Below are 18,749 nucleotides of genomic sequence, written 5' to 3'. Positions count from 1 at the left end.
TTCCCGCTGATTGAAAAAGAAGGAGGGTCCGGGAGTTCCCTCCCGGGCAGGGTTCGGGGCGGCAGCCCCGCCTCTTTCGCCCGCCTCAGGCCGCGCTGGCGCTGGCGCTGGCCTTGAAGGCGGCTTCGGCTTCGCCGATGGCGCCGGGGGTGCCGACGGTCAGCCAGAGGCCGTCGAGGCGCACGCCGAAGAGGCGGCCGGCTTCGATGGAGGCGTCGAAGAGGCGGTTGAGGGAGAAGGGCTCGGCCTTCATGCCCTCGAAGAGCTCGGGCTTCACGATGAGGGCGCCGGCATAGATGAAGGGGCTCATGTCGCGCTCGCCGACGCGCGACAGGCGGCCTTCCACGTCCATGACGAAGTCGCCGCAGCCCTCGTAGCCGGTGGCCTGGCGCATGTCGGCGATGAGGAGGAGCATGTCCATCGCCTCGGGCTTCCAGAGATCGGCCATGAGGTCGAGATTGTCGCGATAGCCGTCGATCCAGAACGTGTCGGCATTGAGCAGGTAGAAGGGTTCCTTGCCGAGGAGCGGCAGCGCCTTCACGACACCGCCGCCGGAATCCAGAAGCTGGTCGCGCTCGTCGGAGACGAGGATCTCCATGTCCTTGCGCTTGCGCAAGTGCGCTTTCATGAGATCGGCGAGATAGTGCACGTTGACGACGACGGAGGCGACGCCGTTGCGGGCGAGGGCGTCGAGGCCGTAGTCGATCAGCGCCTTGCCGCGCACCTCCACGAGGGGCTTGGGCATGGTCGAGGTGATCGGCCGCATGCGCTTGCCGAGGCCCGCGGCGAGCATGATCGCGTGGCTCGGCTTGAAGCGGGTGCGGCGCGGTCCGGTGCGGTCCATGAGGGTCTTTCGATGTCCGTTCGTCAGGGGGCGAGAAGCCCCCATCGGGCGTAGAGCTCGCTAAGGGCGGCGAGCGCGGGGTGGGCGAGCGTTCTCTTCAGATAGGTCTTAAGCCGCGGGATGTGACGCAGATATTGCGGTTTCCCGTCGCGCTGGTCGAGACGGACGAAAAGTCCGAGAATTTTCGACGTCCGCTGCGCTGCCATGATCGCATAGGCCTCCTCGAAGGCGAAGGCGTCGAAGGCGCCGCGCTCGCGCCGGGCGGCCGCATAGGCCGCGACGAGCCGCATTTCCAGCTCGGGCGCGATGTCGACGCGGGCGTCCTGCGCGAGCGAGGCGAGATCGTAGGCGGCCGGGCCGATCATCGCGTCCTGGAAGTCGAGAAGGCCGATCCGGTCGGTGCCCGACCGGTCCCCGCGCCAGATGATGTTGGGCGAATGGACGTCGCGCAGGACGAGGCTTTCCTCCGCGGCCCGCAGGCGGTCGAAGAGATCGCGCCAGACGGCGACGAAGTCGTCGCGCTCCTCCGGTTCCGCCGGCCGGCCCTTGAATCGCGGCACGTACCATTCGAGGAGAAGCTCGACCTCCGCGCTCATCGCGCCGCGATCGAAGGTCGGAATCGTGTGGGTCAGGCCAAGCTCCACGGGAACCTCGTCCGCGAAGCTCTCGCCATGCAGGGCGGCGAGCGTCAGGGCGGCGGCCTCGTAGCGTTCGGGGATCGGGCGGCCGGCTCCGTCGAGAATCGTGTCCTCGCCCAGATGTTCGATCAGGAGAAGTCCGGCGTCGAGATCGGAGAAGAGGATGTCGGGCGCGACAAAACCCTTCGCCCGCAGGAGATGGGCGAGGGCCACGAAGGGCGTCACGTCGTCGGCGATGTGGGCGATGCGGCGATAGGCGAGGCCGCTCTCGATGCGGGGCGCGTCCATGAGGATGGCGGGGCGGTCGGCGATCCGCACGGTCTCGTAGCGACGGGGCGAGGCGTCGCCGAAGAAGCGGCGGCGATCGGTGGGCGAGAGACCCGACCGGTCGAGAAAGGCGCGCACCGCCCGGCTGCGCTGAAGACGCGCCATGGCGGCGGGCTCGCCGGAGACGGCGGCGATGCGGCCCTCGCCCGCCATGTCGAGGCGGACATGGAGCGCGGCGCGCGCCAGGACCTCGGGCGAGCGCTCCGGCCATTCGCAGAGGACGATGCCCTCCTCGGCCGCCTCGTCGAAGCCGAGCTCGTCGAGCGCGGCATCCTCGCCGAGGCGATAGAGGTCGAAATGGGCGATCGGCGGCTCGGTCTCGTAGGCCTGGACGAGCGTGAAGGTCGGCGAGGGCACGTCGAGGCCGGGATCGCCGGCGTGGGTGCGCACCATGGCGCGCGCCAGCGTGGACTTGCCGGCGCCGAGGTCCCCCGACAGGGCCACGACGTCGCCGGCCCGGCAGGCGAGGACGAGATCCTCGCCGAACCGCCGGCTCGCAGCCTCGTCGGGCAGCTCGATCAGGATCGTTCCGGTGTCTGGCGCGGTGTCTGGCGCGGTGTCGGGCACGGTGCCGGGCGCGGCGGGAAGGGCGGCGGCCTCGGCCGGGACCGCTGCGGAAATGGTCATTATTCGGCGGCCTCGCGGTGGGCGACGGGCTCGGCGGGGAAGCGGCAGACGATGGTCGTGCCGCCCTCGGGGCCGGACTGGACCTCGACCGTGCCGCGATGCAGCTCGACGAAGCTCTTGACGATGGAGAGGCCGAGCCCGGCGCCGGAATGGCGCCCGCCGACCGGATTGGACTCGAAGCGCTCGAAGATCTTCGTCACCTGGTCCGGCGCGATGCCCGGCCCCTCGTCGCGCACGCGGAAGGCGACGGCGCCCTTCTCGCGCGTCGCCGAGAGCGTGACGACGGAGCCCGAAGGGGCGAAGTTGGCGGCGTTGGAGAGAAGGTTGAAGAGAACTTGCATGACGCGGTGCTCGTCGGCCCGGAAGGTCGATCCGGCCCCGGCGATGTCGACCTTCAGGCCGATCTCGTGCTCGCGCAGCCGGTCGCGGATGGCGTCGGTCGCGTGCTCGGTGGTCGCGGCGATGTCCACGTCGGAAAGTTCCAGCTCCATGATCCCGGCATCGATCGTGGCGAGATCGAGAATGTCGTTGACGATCGTCATCAGCGCGGAGGTCGAGGTCGCGATGTAGTCGAGATACTCGCTCTGGCGCTCGGTGAGCGGTCCGGTCTCGGGCGAGCGCAGCAGCGCGGAGAAGCCGATGATGTTGGTCAGCGGCGAGCGCAGCTCGTAGTTCACGTGCTGGACGAAGTCGGTCTTGATCCGGTCGGCCATTTCCAGCGCCTCGTTGCGCTGGACGAGCATCTGCTCGGCCCGGCGCGCGTCGGAGACGTCGGAGAAGGTCAGCATGGTCTGCCCGTTCGGCAGGGGCACGATGCCGTAGCGGTGGATCGTGCCGTCGGCGAGCACGACCTCGCCGCCGGTCGCCTCGCGGGCGCCCTCCTCGAAGGCGGTGACGGCGCGGCCGAAGGTCGTCCAGTCGATCGGCAGCGCGCCCTCGGCGCCGCCCTGTTCTGCGGCGATGCCGATCGAGGCCGCCGCCTTCAGCGACTTGATGTGCGGCTTGCCCGCCAGGAACTCGCCCGCAAGGCCCCACATTTCGGAGAAGGCCGGGTTGGAGAGGCGCAGGCGCCCGTCCTGGCCGAACACGGCGACGGCCTCCTGCAGATAGTCGAGCGTCTCGCCCTGGAGGCGGACCAGCGCGTTCAGCCGGCTTTCCAGCGCGAGCTTCTCGGTGAGGTCCTCGTAGATCCAGGTCGTGCCGCCGGTCGGCTGGGGGCTGGCGAAGACGCGCAGCGTGCGCCCGTCCGCCAGATGCCAGAGCGCGTCGGTCGGCTCGGTCGCGCGATAGGCGGCGAGGATCTCGGCCTTGAGGTCGCGAAGCGGGCGATCCTCCGGCAGGACGCCGCGCGAGCGCAGCTGGTCGAGAATGGAAACGTGGTCCGGGGCCTTGTCGAGATAGGCGGCGGAGAGGTCGAAGAGCTTGGCGAAGGCGGCGTTGTGATAGGTCAGCTGCGTCTTCTCGTCGAAGCGCGCGACGGCCGTCGTCAGGTGGTCCAGCGTTTCGGAATGGCTGCGCACGGTCTGCGACAGCTCGCGCCGCACGGCCTCAGCCTCCGAGACGTCCACCGCGACGCCGGCCGAGCCGAAGGGGCCGGGCGCCTCGATGACGCTGAAATTGCGCCGGTCGGCATCGACGACCGTCGTCAGCCGCTCGCGATAGGTCGTGCCCTCGGTCAGGCAATGGGCGATGGCGGCGCGGTCCTGCTCCTGCAGGAACTCCACCTGCGCTTCGGTCGCCTTCTCCGCGTCGGGCGCGTCGACGGCCGCGCAATAGGCGCGGTTCATCCAGACGAGGCGGCGCTCGCGGTCGCGCAGCCAGACGGGCATGGACATGGCGTCGCAAAGGCTCTGCATCGTGTCGATCATGGCGCGGGCGCGCAAATGGTCGGCGCGAAGGCGGGCGAGCTCCTCGCGAAGGCCGGACAGCGGCGAGAAGCGCACGATGGCCAGCGCCCCGTGGGTGCGGCCGACCGCCTCGAAGGGCTGGCCGTTCAGCTGGTCGATGGAGAGGCGGAAGGGCTCGGCGACACCGCGAAGGCGCTCCACGGCGCCTTCCAGCGCCTCGGCGGCCTCGCGCGGCAGCCAGTCGGAATAGGCGAGGAAGCGGCGCTCGTCGGCGGGCGCGCCGGTGGCGGTCGGCAGCGTGCCGAGGACCTCGGGCTGGCCGTGGCCGGCATAGACCAGGAGCCGCTGGTCGTCCTGCGACAGAAGCGTGGCGCGGCGCTCGGCATCGTTGCGCGCGTCGGCGAGCTCCGCCTTCAGCCGCTCGTTCTCCTCCGCGACGAGCGCCCGCTCGCGCACCAGCCAGACGGCGGCGAGCATGGCCGCGCCGATAGCGATGGCGAACAGCGCCAGATACAGGACCTCGTTGGGCTGGATGCCGAGACGTTCCTCGATTTCCGCCGCCATGGCGGGACCTGCCGGCAGAAGGAAGGCAACCGCCGCCCAGCCGAATCTCTGCGGCGCCGGATAGGCCCGCTTCTCGAAAATCCACACTGAACCGGCCCTCGTTCGTTTCTGCCGCTGATCGAGAAACGCCCTGCAACGCATCGAAGCCGGCCCGTCCCCAGGGCGGCGATCGCGATTCGGACAAGTTAACTCAAAGGCCCGACGATCGGAAAGCGCAGACACGCTCCGTCGCAAGCCACGCTCCAGCCTGTGGCAGGAATGCAAGAAGGCCGCCGGCTGGGGAGCCGGCGGCCTTCCGCAAGGAAACGAGGTGCCCGCGGCCCCGATGGACGGGCCGCCGGCGAAGGGCTTCTACGATCAGTAGCGGTAGTGCTCGGCCTTGAACGGGCCCTGCTGCGACACGCCGATATAGGCGGCCTGCTCGGACGAGAGCTCGGAGAGCTTGGCGCCGAGCTTGGCCAGATGCAGGCGCGCGACCTTCTCGTCGAGGTGCTTGGGCAGGACGTAGACTTCCTTCCCGTACTTCTCGCCCTTGGTGAAGAGCTCGATCTGGGCCAGCGTCTGGTTGGTGAAGGAGGCCGACATCACGAAGGACGGATGGCCCGTCGCATTGCCGAGGTTGAGCAGGCGGCCTTCCGAGAGGAGCAGGATGCGCTTGCCGTCGGGGAAGCCGATCATGTCGACCTGCGGCTTGATGTTGGTCCACTTGAGATTGCGGAGCGCCGCCACGTCGATCTCGTTGTCGAAATGGCCGATATTGCCGAGGATCGCCATGTCCTTCATGAGACGCATGGTCTCGATCGTGACGACGTCCTTGTTGCCGGTCGTGGTGATGATGATGTCGGCGGTCGGCGCGGCCTCCTCGAGGAGGACGACCTCGTAGCCGTCCATGGCGGCCTGCAGCGCGCAGATCGGATCGACCTCCGTCACCTTGACGCGGGCGCCCGCGCCCTGGAGCGAGGCGGCCGAGCCCTTGCCGACGTCGCCGTAGCCGCAGACGACGGCGACCTTGCCGGCCATCATCACGTCGGTGCCGCGGCGGATGCCGTCGACCAGCGATTCCTTGCAGCCGTACTTGTTGTCGAACTTCGACTTGGTGACGCTGTCGTTGACGTTGATCGCGGGGAAGGGGAGGAGGCCCTTCTTCTGCAGCTGGTAGAGGCGGTTGACGCCGGTCGTGGTCTCTTCCGTCACGCCCTTGATGGCGTCGCGCTGCTTGGTGAAGAAGCCGGGCGTCGCGGCCAGACGCTTCTTGATCTGCGCGACGAAGATCTCCTCCTCCTCGTTGCCGGGGTTGGACAGGACGTCCTCGCCGGCCTCGGCGCGCGCGCCGGTCAGGATGTACATCGTGGCGTCGCCGCCATCGTCGAGGATCATGTTGGAGGGCTGGCCGTCCTGCCACTGGAAGATGCGGTCGGTGTAGTCCCAGTACTCGGTGAGGCTCTCGCCCTTCACGGCGAAGACCGGCGTGCCGGTGGCCGCGATGGCGGCGGCGGCATGGTCCTGCGTCGAGAAGATGTTGCAGGAGGCCCAGCGCACCTTGGCGCCCAGCGCCTGCAGCGTCTCGATGAGGACGGCGGTCTGGATCGTCATGTGGAGCGAGCCGGTGATGCGCGCGCCGGTCAGCGGCTTGTCCGTGCCGAACTCCTCGCGGCAGGCCATGAGGCCCGGCATTTCGGTTTCGGCGATCTCGATCTCCTTGCGGCCCCAGGCGGCGAGTTCGGGATCCTTGATGACGCTGTCCAGCGTGAGGGCCATCGTGTCTTCCTTCCGGTCGATTGGTGATCGTCGAGGACGCCAGCGGGCGGCGCGCCGCGCCGTCGTCCCCCTATCTCGCGCCACTCTCTATCAGGGGCGCCATATCGAGACAAGCGGATATAAGCATTCCTTTATATGATGGTTGCCCGCATCTTTCCGCCCGTTGCGTTCCGCCTCTTGTCGAGATCGGCTATCACGGCGGCATGACAGCTTGAGAAAGGCCGGGCATGCCGATCGATCGACCAAACGTCTCCCTGCGGCGCGCGCGAAGATCCCCGCGCCGCGGCGTCGCCGCGCTGCTCGGCCTCAGCCTCCTTCTCGGCGCGGCGCCCGCTCGCGCGGACGACCTTCCGGCCCTCAACCCCTTCGCGCCGCTTCTCTCCAGCGCCTCCTTCGAAGGCGGCGTCGCGCGGCTTCTCCTGCCCTACAGCCCCGTGATCTTCGATCTCGGCGTCATGCTGGCGCGGGGCGTCGTCGTCCTCACCTACAAGGACCGCAGCTACGACGCCCTGACGCGGACCTTCGTCGTGCGCGATCTCCACCTCTCGCGCGGCGCCTTCTCGGCCTCCGTCGAGCGCATGCGGGTGGGGGCGACGACCTCGGTCTACCAGGGCCTGAAGGTGGACACGCGCGAGCTCACCCTCGAGCCGGAGCTGCGCGACGCCCTGAAGCGGCTCGGCTCGGAGATCGTGGAGGGCGACATCACCCTCTCCATCGACCAGGACGCGCCGTCGGCGAGCTCGGCGATCGAGGTGACGGCCGATCTCGAACGCATCGGCCGGCTGCGCTTCTCCGCCGCCATCGAGGGGTTCCATGTCCTGATGCCGCTGAGTGCGGCGGGCACCGATATCGACGGCGACGGCGACACGGATGCGCTGGCCGGCGATCCTTCCTCGGAAAGCCCCCCTGCCGAAGGGCCGACGCTCGTCGGCCGCCTGCAGGGCGCGACCATCGCCTTCGACGATGCCGGTCTCGCCGAGGCCGCCTTCGCTTTCGCCAAGGAGGCAGAGAACCTGTCCCGGCAGGAGATCCAGGGCCTTGCGGCGGCGGGGATCGGGCCCGTCGTCGCCAGCCTCTTCCAGGACCTGCCGGGCGGCGCGAGCCCCGAGCTTCAGCGCCGCGCCGCCGGCTGGTCGAGCGAGCTGCAGGCCTTCCTCGCCGATCCCCGGCATCTGGAGATCGTGCTGCGCCCGAAGACGCCGGTCCCGCTCGCCGAGCTTCAGAAGGGCCCCGTCACGGCGGCCCTCATCGAGAGCCTCGATCCGACCGTCTCCCGCCGGCCGGTGGATGCGCCCCTCCTGGTCGATCCCGCCGCCCCGGCGGCGCCCGGCGACGGCGTGCCCATGTCGCGCCGTCTGGTCGAGGGCCTCGGCGTGCCGCAGGACATCAAGGCCGGCGTGCGGCTGGCGCTCGGCGACGCGCTGCTCGGCGATCAGGCGGCGGTGGACGTCGCGGTGCGCGGCATCGTCCTCGATCCCGACGCGGCGATCGGCCTGAAGGACGCGACCGATCCCTATGCGCTGATTCTTCTCGCCAAGGCGCGCGGCGTCGACGTGCCGGAACGGGTGCTGAAGGTCTTCGCCGACCGCCTGCCCGCCGAGACGCTCGCGGCCGGCGAGGACAAGGCGCAGAGCCAGTGGGCGCGCAGCGATGCCGGCCAGGCCGCGGCCGAACGGCTCGACGCCGCCCTGAAGGGGCGCGACTGGATCACGGTGCGCAAGGCGGCCTTCGACCATTACGAAGGCGACCGCGTGCCGCGCAATCTCACCGAAGCCTATGCGCTCGCCGATGTCGCGGCCGCCGGCGGCGACCGCATCGCCGCCACGCTCCGCGACCAGCTGCGCACCGGCAACGGCGAGGAGCGCGTCCTCTTCCCGATCGACATCGCCAAGGCCAAGGCCGACGCCCTCTGGCGCCTCGTCCTGTCCTCGGCCACGGCGCCCGCCGCGCCGGCCGGGACGCCGTAGCGCGCAGCGGGATCGCCGAGGAGTCGGAAAACGGTGTGCGTCAGGCCTCTTCGCCGAAGCGGTCGGCGACGAGGAGGGTGATGGCTTCCAGGGCCTCGGCGGCCTGCGGGCCGGCGACGGAGACGTCGATGGAGGAGCCGATGCCGGCGGCGAGCATCATCAGGCCCATGATCGACTGGCCGCCGACGGACAGACCGTCGCGGCTGACCGTGATCTCAGCCTCAAAGGTCTCGGCGAGCTGCACGAAGCGGGCCGACGCCCGCGCATGGAGGCCGCGCCGGTTGACGATGGGCAGCGTGCGCCGAAGCGCGCCATCCTCTGGCGTCGGCGATGAATCCTGGCCGTCATCGGTCATCTCTGTGTCTTCGGCTCTGGACGTCATTTGCCGCTGAGGATGCGGCTGGCGACGTTGATGTATTTCCGGCCGGCCTCCTGCGCACAGCGCAGGGCCTCGCCGATGTCGCGATCCTGGCGCACGCTCGCCAGCTTGATCAGCATGGGCAGGTTCATGCCCGCGAGCACGTCGATCCGAACCCCGTCCATGACCGAGATGGCCAGGTTAGACGGCGTTCCCCCGAACATGTCGGTGACGATGATGACGCCGGCGCCGCGATCGGCCCGGGCCACCGCCTCGACGATGTCGGTCCGCCGCTGTTCCATATCGTCCTCGGGGCCGATCGAGATGGTCTCGAAGGCATCCTGCGGGCCGACCACATGCTCGACGGCGAGACGGAACTCGTGCGCCAGACGTCCATGGGTGACGAGCACCAGTCCGATCATGCGACGCGCGCTCCGCATCGGGTCCGCCCCGCGGGCGCCGAAATTTCAGGGCGCAACGGCACCGGGCCGCCACGAAGGGCGGTCACGTCGGCGCCCCCGGCGCAACAAGTCACTCGCGTCAATCCATGCGCTCCGTTGGATGCGACAGGCAGGAGCCGCAGATCTCAGGCCGAGGACGGGAGCATCGGCATGAGGTCGGCCAGACACCGGGCAGCGGTCTCCCCGCGCCCCGGAGGCCGATCGGTGCCCCGTCCATGGCGGCTGAGACTGCCACCGGGCCGGCGGCAAGGGAAGCCCGTCCTTTAGAATTGGTTAAGATCGGTGTTTCCCGATCGTTTCGCAAGACTGACGAGGATGTCTGCCCCGAGGCTTGCCTCGCGCCGCTCAAGCTGGATCCGGGCCGTCTCGACGCCCTCGACCGGGATGGTCGCCCGCTCCGGCAGCCGTTCGACCGCGCCGGGCTCCAGAAGATCGACGACGAGCCCGATGGCCGCCCGCTCGACGAAGGCCTCTTTCAGGATGCCGACGCCCGAGACCTCGATGAGGCCGCGCGTCGCGGCCGGCGCGAGGGCGACGAGGCTTCCTCCGTCGCTTTCGAGGAAGACCTGATCGTCCGCGACGAGCGCGGCCGCAAGCCCCGCCGCCTCCGCCCGCCGGAGCGCGGCCAGCGCTAGCGAGGACTTGCCGCTGCGCGCGGGGCCGCGAATGAGGATGCCGAGCGCGCCGAGGCGGATGGCCGTCGCATGCACGTTGACAGGCCGCCCGCTCATTCGGCCGGCAGGGAAACGGTGAAGCGCGCGCCGGCGAGCCCGCCCGGCGCCTCCGGGTCGACGATGTTCTCGGCCTCCAGCGTGCCGCCATGCGCCTCGACGATCTGGCGCGAGATGGAGAGGCCGAGGCCTGAATTCTGGCCGAAGGCCTCCGCCGAGGGGCGGTCGGTGTAGAAGCGCTCGAAGATGCGCTGGATGTTCTCGGCCTGGATGCCCGGCCCGTTGTCGGTGACGGTGACGACGACCCGCGACCCCTTGCGGCCGAGCGTCACGCGGATGCGTCCGCCGGTCATCGGCACGAAGGAGCGGGCATTGTCGATGAGGTTGGTGAAGACTTGGCTGAGGCGCAGGTCGTGGCCGGCGACGCGATGGGGCTTGGCGCCGAGCGTCGGCGCGGCGGGCTCCACGTCGAGCCGGATGTCGGTGTCCCAGCCCTCCTTGGTGTGGGCGCGCGCGCCGTCCACGACCGATTCCAGGAGCCCCGCCAGGTCGACCCGGTCCGTCACCTCGCGGGCAAGCTCCGCATCGAGGCGCGAGGCGTCGGAAATGTCGGTGATGAGGCGGTCGAGCCGGCGCACGTCGTGTTCGATGACGGCGAGAAGCCGGGCCTTAGAATCCTCGTTGCGCGCCAAAGGCAGCGTCTCGACGGCGGAGCGCAGCGAGGTGAGGGGGTTCTTCAACTCGTGGCTGACATCGGCGGCGAAGCTCTCGATCGCGTCCATGCGCTTGTAGAGCGCGTTCGTCATGTCGCGCAGCGCGGTCGCGAGATTGCCCACCTCGTCCGCCCGGTCGCCGAAATCGGGGATCTCCTCGCGCGACTTCACGCCTCGCTTCACCCGGATCGCCGCGGCCGAGAGACGGCGCAGGGGCGTGGCGATCGTCGAGGCGAGGAGGATGGAGAGGACGATGGTGACGAGCGCGGCGACCGCGAAGACGCGCACGATCGCCATGCGCTCGGCTTGCACGATCTTGTCGATGTCGCCGCCCTGCGTGGACAGGAGGAGAACGCCGAGCACGGCCCGGAAGCGCTGGATCGGCACGGCGACGGAGACGATCAGCTCGCCCTTGTCGGTGACGCGCACGACGGTCGCCGGGCCGCCGGTCAGCGCGTTCATCACCTCCGGATAGGTCGTGCCGGAGCCGCCCGGCGTCTCCGCGTAGATCGGCAGGTCCGAGCGCTGGAAGAGATGCTGCACCCAGCCGAGCGCCCCCTCGACGACGCCCACCTCCTCGTCGGCCAGCGGCGGCAGGTCGTAGCGCAGGATCTGGCCGCGCGAATAGAGATGGCGCGAATCGAGGATGAGATTGGCGTCGCGGTCGTAGAGCCGCGCGCGCGTGCGCGTCGGCGAGATCAGGCGGCGCAGCAGCGGCGCCACGCGCTCGGGATTGATCGGAAAGTCGAGGCTTTCGGAGGCGTCGGAACCCGGCTGCAGCGTGTCGCCGGCCTGGAGCTCGAGCAGCCGCTCGGGATCGAGCGTGATCGAATTGGTCTCCACCGTCGCGGAGGACGCGATGGCGCCGGCGATGATCTCGCCCTGCGTCAGAAGGCTTTCGACGCGCGCGTCGATCAGCCCGGCGCGGAACTGGTTGAGATAGAGAATGCCCGAGACGAGGACGATCAGCGCGACGAGGTTGAGGAAGACGATGCGCCGCGTCAGCGAGGAGAAGATGGAATGGCCGAGCAGCCAGCGCAGCCGCTGGAGCGAGCGGCGCACGAAGGGCAGGCGGCGCAGGCGCGCGCGGCCGATCGCGCCCATCCGCCGCCGGCGCTCGGCAGCGGGGTCGCGCCTCTGTTCGGCCTCGCCGGTTGCGGTCATCGGGCACATCCGTCTGGAGCGCCGCAGGCCGGCGCCCGTCGTGCTGGAGGGTCTCGCCACCCGGCGGGCGAAACCGGCCGTGGGGCTATGCTCCAGTCTTGAAGAAAGAGAGCGCCATCGTGCCGTCTCGGCACGCGCGTCGCTCCGGGCTTTGCGGCGTCAGATCTCGCGGAAGCGGTAGCCCACGCCGTAGAGCGTCTCGATCATGTCGAAGTCGTCGTCGATCGCCTTGAACTTCTTGCGCAGCCGCTTGATGTGGCTGTCGATCGTCCGGTCGTCGACATAGACCTGCTCGTCATAGGCCGCATCCATCAGCGCGTCGCGGCTCTTCACGACGCCGGGCCGCTGGGCGAGCGAATGGAGGATCAGGAATTCGGTGACGGTAAGCGTCACCGGCTGGCCCATCCAGGTGCAGGTGTGGCGCTCCTGGTCCATCACGAGCTGCCCGCGCTCCAGCGAGGATTCGGGGCTCGGGCCCACCTTGACGCCGGTCTGCGTCCCGCCGCGCCGCAGGATCGCGCGCACGCGCTCGACGAGAAGGCGCTGGGAGAAGGGTTTGCGGATATAGTCGTCGGCGCCCATCTTCAGGCCGAAGAGCTCGTCGATCTCCTCGTCCTTGGAGGTGAGGAAGATGACCGGCAGGTCCGACTTCTGGCGCAGGCGCCGGAGAAGCTCCATCCCGTCCATGCGGGGCATCTTGATGTCGAAGATCGCCAGATGCGGCGGACGGTTCGACAGGCCTTCCAGCGCCGAGGCGCCGTCCGTGTAGGTTTCGACGCGATAGCCTTCGTTCTCGAGCGCGATCGAGACCGACGTCAGGATGTTCCTGTCGTCATCCACCAGCGCGATTGTCGGCATCTCGTCGTTCTCCTGTTCACGTCGCCCGGTCCGGGAAGACCACCCGTTCGCGGAACGGGAACCGACGGCATAGCATACTGTGCTTTCGCGACAACATTCGGCGAAAAATGTGGCGTCGGGTGCGAATTACCAAATGGATAGGAAAAAGCGAGCGTTTCGACGGGTTCTGGCGGGCCTCCTGAGAGGGCGGATGAAGTCCGGCGACTGACGGTTTGCGGTGGTGAACGACGCGTGACATGCGGCGGGAGACACCCCCCTCTGCCCTGCCGGGCATCTCCCCCGCAAGGAGGGAGATCGGCAGCTTTTCGGTTCGCTCGAAACCTCCGACGCCCGAAACGAGCCTAAAACCTTTGCGACGAGCCTGATCTCCCTCCTTGCGGGGGGAGATGCCGGCAGGCAGAGGGGGGTGCCTCGCACCGCCCTCTGCCCCCGTCATTCTTTCCGATCGCTCGGCGGGAATGCCCGCGCCGGGCGACCTCTCCCTTCAGAGCGCGATCTTCTCGTGCTTCGTCGTGTCCGGGCGGTCCTTGTCGCCGAGATAGGCCTTGGCGAACTCGAAGGCCTGCTTGATCTTGTTGGAGGTCACGTCCCAGATCTCGGCCTCGTCGGGATCGACCACGAGGACGACGACGGACGGATCGTCCTTGCCCTGCGGCATCCAGGCTTCCGCCTCCTCGTCCCAGATCGATTCTACCAGCGCGCGGCTCGTCGAGATCGAGGCGCGGCCGGAGGCGGAGACGTATTCGCCGTGCTTGGAGAAGGTGATCGCGACTTCGGGCTTGGCCTCGATCTCGTCGACCTTGTGGGAGTTCCTGTCGGTCAGGAACAGGATCTGGCGCCGCTCCTTGGACACGCGGGGCGCCATCGGCCGGGCGCGCAAGCTGCCACCGTCCTGCGTCACCACCATGCAGGTCCCGAAGTCGTCCACCATCTCCCAGAATTTCTCGGTCGTGTTCTCGGCCATGGCCTGCTCCTCGAATGTCTCGTGTCGCGGCGCCTTCCGTGCGGCGCCTGAATTCCAGAAATGCGGCAGGAGCGAAAAAGTGCCCTCGCGCGGCCTCGCGCGCCATGTTGCAGCGCGATCGGGCAAGAGCGCGAGGCACGATGCCCAATTCAAGATCAGCGTGGCGGCAATCAAACGTCACAACGTCAAATCGTCTGGCGAAATGATCAAAGATCATCTGCGCCATCGAACCGATTAGATCGGGTGCAACAGAAATATAATCGATTAAGTTCCTGTTGTTATTAAGCAATTTCCAAACGGAGGCTTGCTGCGGCGCGATGTTGTCCGTATGGACGAAGCATCGGTGCTGGGCAGATCAGGAGAACTAGCGACATGGACGAGATCGGGCTGCGTAATCCTTCGAAGGGCATCGAGACGACGGGTCTGTCGGGTCTGTCCTCCGTGCGCTGGAATCTGTCCGAGGTGGACCTCGCCGAGACCGCGATCCGCCGCGGCGAGGCGCGCTTCACGGCCCATGGCGCACTCGTCGCGACCACCGGCCAGCACACCGGCCGTTCGCCGAAGGACAAATACGTCGTCCGCGACGCGCTGACCGAGGACACCGTCTGGTGGGACAACAACCAGCCGATGGAGCCCGTGGCCTTCGAGGCGCTCTATGCCGACTTCAAGGCCCATGCTGCCGGCCGCGACCTCTTCGTGCAGGATCTCGTCGGCGGCGCCGACCCTGAGAACGCGCTGAACACCCGCGTCGTCACCGAATATGCCTGGCACTCGCTCTTCATCCGCAATCTGCTGATCCGGCCGAGCAAGGAGGCCGTGCAGGGCTTCGATCCCGAGCTGACGATCATCGACCTGCCGTCCTTCCGGGCCGATCCCGCCAAGTACGGCTGCCGCTCCGAGACGGTCATCGCCGTCGACCTGACGCGCAAGATCGTGCTCATCGGCGGCACCGCCTATGCCGGCGAGATGAAGAAGTCGGTCTTCACGGTCCTGAACTTCCTTCTGCCCGCCAAGGGCGTCATGCCCATGCACTGCTCGGCCAATGTCGGCCCCGCCGGCGACAGCGCGGTCTTCTTCGGCCTGTCCGGCACGGGCAAGACGACGCTCTCGGCCGATCCGAGCCGCACGCTCATCGGCGACGACGAGCATGGCTGGGGCGCGGACGGCATCTTCAACTTCGAGGGCGGCTGCTACGCCAAGACGATCAAGCTCTCGGCCGAGGCCGAGCCGGAGATCTTCGCGACGACGCGCCGTTTCGCCACCGTTCTGGAAAACGTCGTTCTCGACGAGAACCGCGTTCCCGATTTCGACGACAAGTCGCTGACCGAGAACACGCGCGCCGCCTATCCGCTGCACTATATTCCGAATGCCAGCGCGACCGGCCTCGGGCCGCATCCGAAGAACATCATCATGCTGACGGCGGATGCCTTCGGCGTGCTGCCGCCCATCGCCAAGCTGACGCCGGCCGAGGCCATGTACCACTTCCTTTCCGGCTACACCGCCAAGGTCGCCGGCACGGAGCGGGGCGTGACCGAGCCGGAGGCGACCTTCTCGACCTGCTTCGGCGCGCCCTTCATGCCGCGTCATCCCTCCGAGTACGGCAACCTTCTGCGCGATCTCATCGCCGGCCACGGGGCGGACTGCTGGCTCGTCTCCACCGGCTGGACCGGCGGCGCCTACGGCACGGGCAACCGCATGCCCATCAAGGCGACGCGCGCGCTGCTCGCCGCCGCTCTCGACGGCTCGCTGAAGTCGGCGGAGTTCCGCACCGATCCGAACTTCGGCTTCGAGGTTCCCGTTGCGGTGCCCGGCGTCGACACCGCCATCCTCGACCCGCGCTCCACCTGGGCCGACCCGGCCGCCTACGACGCGCAGGCCGCCAAGCTCGTCGACATGTTCCGCCGCAACTTCCAGAAGTTCGAGGCCCATGTCGACAGCGCCGTGATCGAGGCGGCCCCGAGCGTCGCGCTCGCCGCCGAGTAAGGCGCTCGACCCTGCCGGCCGCCTCGCGCGGCTGGCTCTCTGGCCATCATCCCGGCCGCCTTGCGCGGCCGGCTCTCTGGGAGGAGAGAGCCCGTGGAACCGGTGGTTCCGCGGGCTTTTGCATGTCGGTGCGGGCGCACCCGTTCGAGCGACCCTGGCCTTTCCCCGCCGAATGTCTGAAACGCATCTGCTCGCACGGCGCCGAGGCTCCCGACCACCGAGGGCGTCGGCATGCCGGGCGGGCCGTCCGCACCCCTGCGGACCTTGAGGCGATGCGTGCGGGGCCGATGGCATGATGCGATATGACGAGGCGGGCCGATATTCCGGTGCGGCGGCGAGCGATCCGGCCGACGTCGGCGACGGCCGGCGGGACCAAGGGCGACCGGGCACAGCGCCGCCCGTCTTCGACCGCGACTTCCAGGCCGGCCTGCTCGATCTCTTCCGCTGGCGCCGCGACGTCCGGCGGTTCCTGGCCGATCCCCTGCCGCCTGAATGCCTTGAACGCCTCGTCGAGATCGCCTGTCTCGCGCCCTCCGTCGGTCTCAGCCAGCCCTGGCGCTTCGTCGGCGTGGAGACGCCAGAAGCGCGGAGCGCGATCCGGGCGATCTTCGAAGAGTGCAACGCGGACGCCCTGCTGGACCAGGACGAGGAGCGCGCCGCGTCCTATGCCCGTCTGAAGCTCGAAGGTCTGAAGGAGGCGCCCTGCCAGTTCGCCCTCTTCTGCGACGACGCGACCTCGCGGGGCCACGGCCTCGGCCGCCGCACCATGCCGGAGACGGCGAGCTACTCGTCGGTTCTGGCGCTCCACACGCTCTGGCTGGCCGCCCGGGCCGAAGGACTCGGCCTCGGCTGGCTGTCGATCCTCGATCCCGCACGGGTCGTCCGCGCGCTGGGCGTTCCGGCCGACTGGACCTTCATCGGCTATTTCTGCCTCGGCCGGCCCGCCGAGGCGGACGAGGTTCCCGCCCTCGAGCGCGCGGGCTGGGAGCGCCGCATCGATCCGGCGGCGGTTCTTATCCGGCGCTGAGTCCGCTCGGCGCAGCGGGCGACGGGACCGCTTGACGGCTCGGCGGTGCTGCCGCCATGTCCCCGGGCATTCGCCGGATGACGTTGACCGGCATTCGCCTCGGAAGCGGTAAAGGGACGAGACCATGGCCGAGGAGGAGGGACTGCGCGTCAGCGCCCGCGTGCTCATTCCCGAAACCCATCTCGAGGAAAGCTTCATCCGCGCGAGCGGGCCGGGCGGGCAGAACGTCAACAAGGTCGCGACCGCCGTGCAGCTGCGCTTCGACGCGCGGGGCTGCCGGGTCCTTTCCGACGAGGTGGCGGTGCGGCTGATGAAACTCGCCGGCAGCCGCGCGACCAAGGCCGGCGAGATCCTGATCGAGGCCTCGCGCCATCGAACGCAGGAGCGCAACCGGGCGGATGCGCGCGAGCGCCTGGCCGAGCTGATCCGCGCCGCCCTCGTGCCGCCCCCGCCGCCGCGCAAGAAGACCCGGCCCACCAAGGGTTCGGTCGAGCGCCGGCTGGCGGAGAAGAAGGGCCGCTCCGCGACGAAGAAGACGCGCGGAAGTCGTATCGAGGACTGATCGTCTTTTTAACGAAACTTCAACAAACCGTGACTTCGGCGGATGCGTCCGTTCGTCGGGCTCACCCGTATCTGGTCCACCTTTCGTGATGGAAGGCAGCCCTTTTTCCAAAAGGAACGCCCAGATGTTGAAGATCCTCGTCCGCAACGCCCTTCTCGCCTCCGTCCTCGTCGGCTCGGCCGGCGCCGTCTTGGCCCAGGAGCCCGTCACCGTCGGCGGCGCGCCCATGTATGCCGACAAGACCATCGCCGAGAACGCGCCGAACGCCTCGAACCTCACGACGCTCGTCGCCGCGGTGAAGGCCGCCGGCCTCGTCGAGACGCTCGGCACCAAGGGCCCGTTCACCGTCTTCGCGCCGGACAACGATGCCTTCGCCAAGCTCCCGGCCGGCACGGTGGACACGCTGGTGAAGCCCGAGAACAAGGAAATGCTGACCAAGATCCTGACCTATCACGTCGTTCCCGCCAAGGCGCTCGCGGCGGACGCGATGAAGATGATCAAGGACGACGGCGGCAAGCACATGGTGAAGACCGTGCAGGGCGAGGAACTGACGCTCGCCATGGAAGGCGACAAGCTGACCATCACGGACGCCAAGGGCGGCAAGGCCACGGTGACGCAGGCCGACGTCCTGCAGTCGAACGGCGTGGTGCACGTCATCGACACCGTCCTTATGCCGAAGTAAGCCGGCTGACGGAGGCCCCCGCGCCGGTTCGGTGCGGGGGCCTTTCAGCTTCGAAGGCGGATCGCGGCGAAGACCGCTCCGCGGTCCGCCCTTGTCTTCACGCGCTCTTGTCTTTCAAAGGCAGGTTCTCGTCGCCAAATGTTCGGCCGACGAACCGGTCGGCACCGGCGGAGCGGCCCCGTCGCCTGCGTCCGCGAAACCTTCAAGGAGGATGCCATGCAGCGTCGGCAATTTCTTCTGACCACGATCTTCGCCGGAGCCGCGACGGCCCTCGGCTTTGCCGTTTCCGGCCGCGCGGTCGGGGCGGAGGGCAGCTTTCCCGTCTCCTTCACGCCCGAGGAATGGCGCAAGAAGCTCACGGGCGACCAGTTCGCCGTGCTGCGCGAGGAGGCGACCGAGCGGCCCTTCTCCAGCCAGCTGAACGGGAACAAGGCGTCCGGCCTCTATCACTGCGCGGGCTGCGACACGGCCCTCTACTCGTCCGAGACGAAGTTCGATTCCGGCACGGGCTGGCCGAGCTTCTATGCGGCGGTCGAGGGCGGCGTCGCCACCTCGACTGACTACAAGCTCGTCTATCCCCGCACCGAGGTCCATTGCGCGACCTGCGGCGGCCATCTCGGCCATGTCTTCGACGACGGCCCGCAGCCGACGGGAAAGCGCCATTGCATCAACGGCGTCGTCCTCAACTTCAAGCCCGGCAGCGTAGCCTCCTGAGAAGCCTACGGCACGCTTTC

At 68.7% G+C, this 18,749-nt stretch carries 16 protein-coding genes; 6 read left to right on the top strand and 10 right to left on the bottom strand.

The annotated features are described in order from the left end of the window. Positions 1–85: 85 nt before the first annotated feature. The 4 genes from ASG62_RS10580 to ahcY form a co-directional block, all read right to left on the bottom strand. A complete protein-coding gene (locus ASG62_RS10580) occupies positions 86–844 on the bottom strand; it encodes a nucleotidyltransferase family protein (protein WP_056688951.1) in 759 nt (252 codons plus the stop codon). 23 nt (positions 845–867) lie between these two features. Further along, entirely contained in the window at positions 868–2,436 is a 1,569-nt protein-coding gene (tsaE, locus tag ASG62_RS10575) for a tRNA (adenosine(37)-N6)-threonylcarbamoyltransferase complex ATPase subunit type 1 TsaE (RefSeq protein ID WP_082536903.1), read from the bottom strand. After that, entirely contained in the window at positions 2,436–4,847 is a 2,412-nt protein-coding gene (locus ASG62_RS10570; RefSeq protein ID WP_056689415.1) for a PAS domain-containing sensor histidine kinase, read from the bottom strand. Before ASG62_RS10570 ends, tsaE begins: the two co-directional genes overlap by 1 nt. 357 nt (positions 4,848–5,204) lie before the next feature. Beyond that, entirely contained in the window at positions 5,205–6,605 is a 1,401-nt protein-coding gene (ahcY, locus tag ASG62_RS10565; protein ID WP_056688948.1) for an adenosylhomocysteinase, read from the bottom strand. A gap of 227 nt (positions 6,606–6,832) precedes the next feature. Between ahcY and ASG62_RS10560 the strand changes: the two genes are divergently transcribed. Beyond that, the gene (locus tag ASG62_RS10560) at positions 6,833–8,572 is read left to right on the top strand and encodes a hypothetical protein (RefSeq protein WP_056688947.1); all 1,740 of its coding nucleotides are present in this window, start codon (positions 6,833–6,835) and stop codon (positions 8,570–8,572) included. Between the two features lie 40 nt (positions 8,573–8,612). On the opposite strand, the gene ASG62_RS10555 is transcribed toward ASG62_RS10560, so the two are convergent. The 6 genes from ASG62_RS10555 to ASG62_RS10530 form a co-directional block, all read right to left on the bottom strand. Next, complete coding sequence (locus ASG62_RS10555; RefSeq protein ID WP_056688946.1) at positions 8,613–8,927, bottom strand: HPr family phosphocarrier protein; 315 nt, start codon at positions 8,925–8,927, stop codon at positions 8,613–8,615. A 23-nt stretch (positions 8,928–8,950) separates the two neighbouring features. Further along, positions 8,951–9,352, bottom strand: coding sequence for a PTS sugar transporter subunit IIA (locus ASG62_RS10550; protein WP_056688945.1), 402 nt, complete (start codon positions 9,350–9,352; stop codon positions 8,951–8,953). A gap of 302 nt (positions 9,353–9,654) precedes the next feature. After that, the gene (locus ASG62_RS10545; protein ID WP_082536902.1) at positions 9,655–10,122 is read right to left on the bottom strand and encodes an HPr kinase/phosphorylase; all 468 of its coding nucleotides are present in this window, start codon (positions 10,120–10,122) and stop codon (positions 9,655–9,657) included. Beyond that, positions 10,119–11,939, bottom strand: coding sequence for a sensor histidine kinase (locus tag ASG62_RS10540; protein WP_056688943.1), 1,821 nt, complete (start codon positions 11,937–11,939; stop codon positions 10,119–10,121). Before ASG62_RS10540 ends, ASG62_RS10545 begins: the two co-directional genes overlap by 4 nt. A gap of 159 nt (positions 11,940–12,098) precedes the next feature. Next, complete coding sequence (locus tag ASG62_RS10535; protein ID WP_056688940.1) at positions 12,099–12,797, bottom strand: response regulator transcription factor; 699 nt, start codon at positions 12,795–12,797, stop codon at positions 12,099–12,101. 484 nt (positions 12,798–13,281) lie between these two features. After that, positions 13,282–13,761, bottom strand: a complete 480-nt coding sequence (locus ASG62_RS10530; protein WP_056688935.1) for a pyridoxamine 5'-phosphate oxidase family protein — start codon at positions 13,759–13,761, stop codon at positions 13,282–13,284. A 372-nt stretch (positions 13,762–14,133) separates the two neighbouring features. On the opposite strand from ASG62_RS10530, the gene ASG62_RS10525 reads away from it, so the two are divergent. The 5 genes from ASG62_RS10525 (at position 14,134) to msrB (ending at position 18,729) form a co-directional block, all read left to right on the top strand. Further along, a complete protein-coding gene (locus tag ASG62_RS10525; protein WP_056688933.1) occupies positions 14,134–15,744 on the top strand; it encodes a phosphoenolpyruvate carboxykinase in 1,611 nt (536 codons plus the stop codon). A gap of 292 nt (positions 15,745–16,036) precedes the next feature. After that, positions 16,037–16,771, top strand: a complete 735-nt coding sequence (bluB, locus tag ASG62_RS10520) for a 5,6-dimethylbenzimidazole synthase (RefSeq protein WP_244487435.1) — start codon at positions 16,037–16,039, stop codon at positions 16,769–16,771. A 124-nt stretch (positions 16,772–16,895) separates the two neighbouring features. Then, the gene (arfB, locus tag ASG62_RS10515; RefSeq protein ID WP_056688930.1) at positions 16,896–17,333 is read left to right on the top strand and encodes an alternative ribosome rescue aminoacyl-tRNA hydrolase ArfB; all 438 of its coding nucleotides are present in this window, start codon (positions 16,896–16,898) and stop codon (positions 17,331–17,333) included. Positions 17,334–17,457: 124 nt separating this feature from the next. Then, positions 17,458–18,015: a fasciclin domain-containing protein gene (locus ASG62_RS10510; protein ID WP_056688929.1), complete on the top strand. Its 558-nt coding sequence runs from the start codon at positions 17,458–17,460 to the stop codon at positions 18,013–18,015. A 216-nt stretch (positions 18,016–18,231) separates the two neighbouring features. Beyond that, complete coding sequence (msrB, locus tag ASG62_RS10505) at positions 18,232–18,729, top strand: peptide-methionine (R)-S-oxide reductase MsrB (RefSeq protein WP_056689411.1); 498 nt, start codon at positions 18,232–18,234, stop codon at positions 18,727–18,729. The last annotated feature ends 20 nt before the right edge of the window (positions 18,730–18,749 follow it).

Origin of the sequence: Aureimonas sp. Leaf427 (assembly GCF_001425485.1) — a bacterium.
Classification (GTDB): Bacteria; Pseudomonadota; Alphaproteobacteria; order Rhizobiales; family Rhizobiaceae; genus Plantimonas.
Note: the sequence above shows the minus strand (reverse complement) of the source record. Positions and strands in the feature narration are given on the sequence as shown.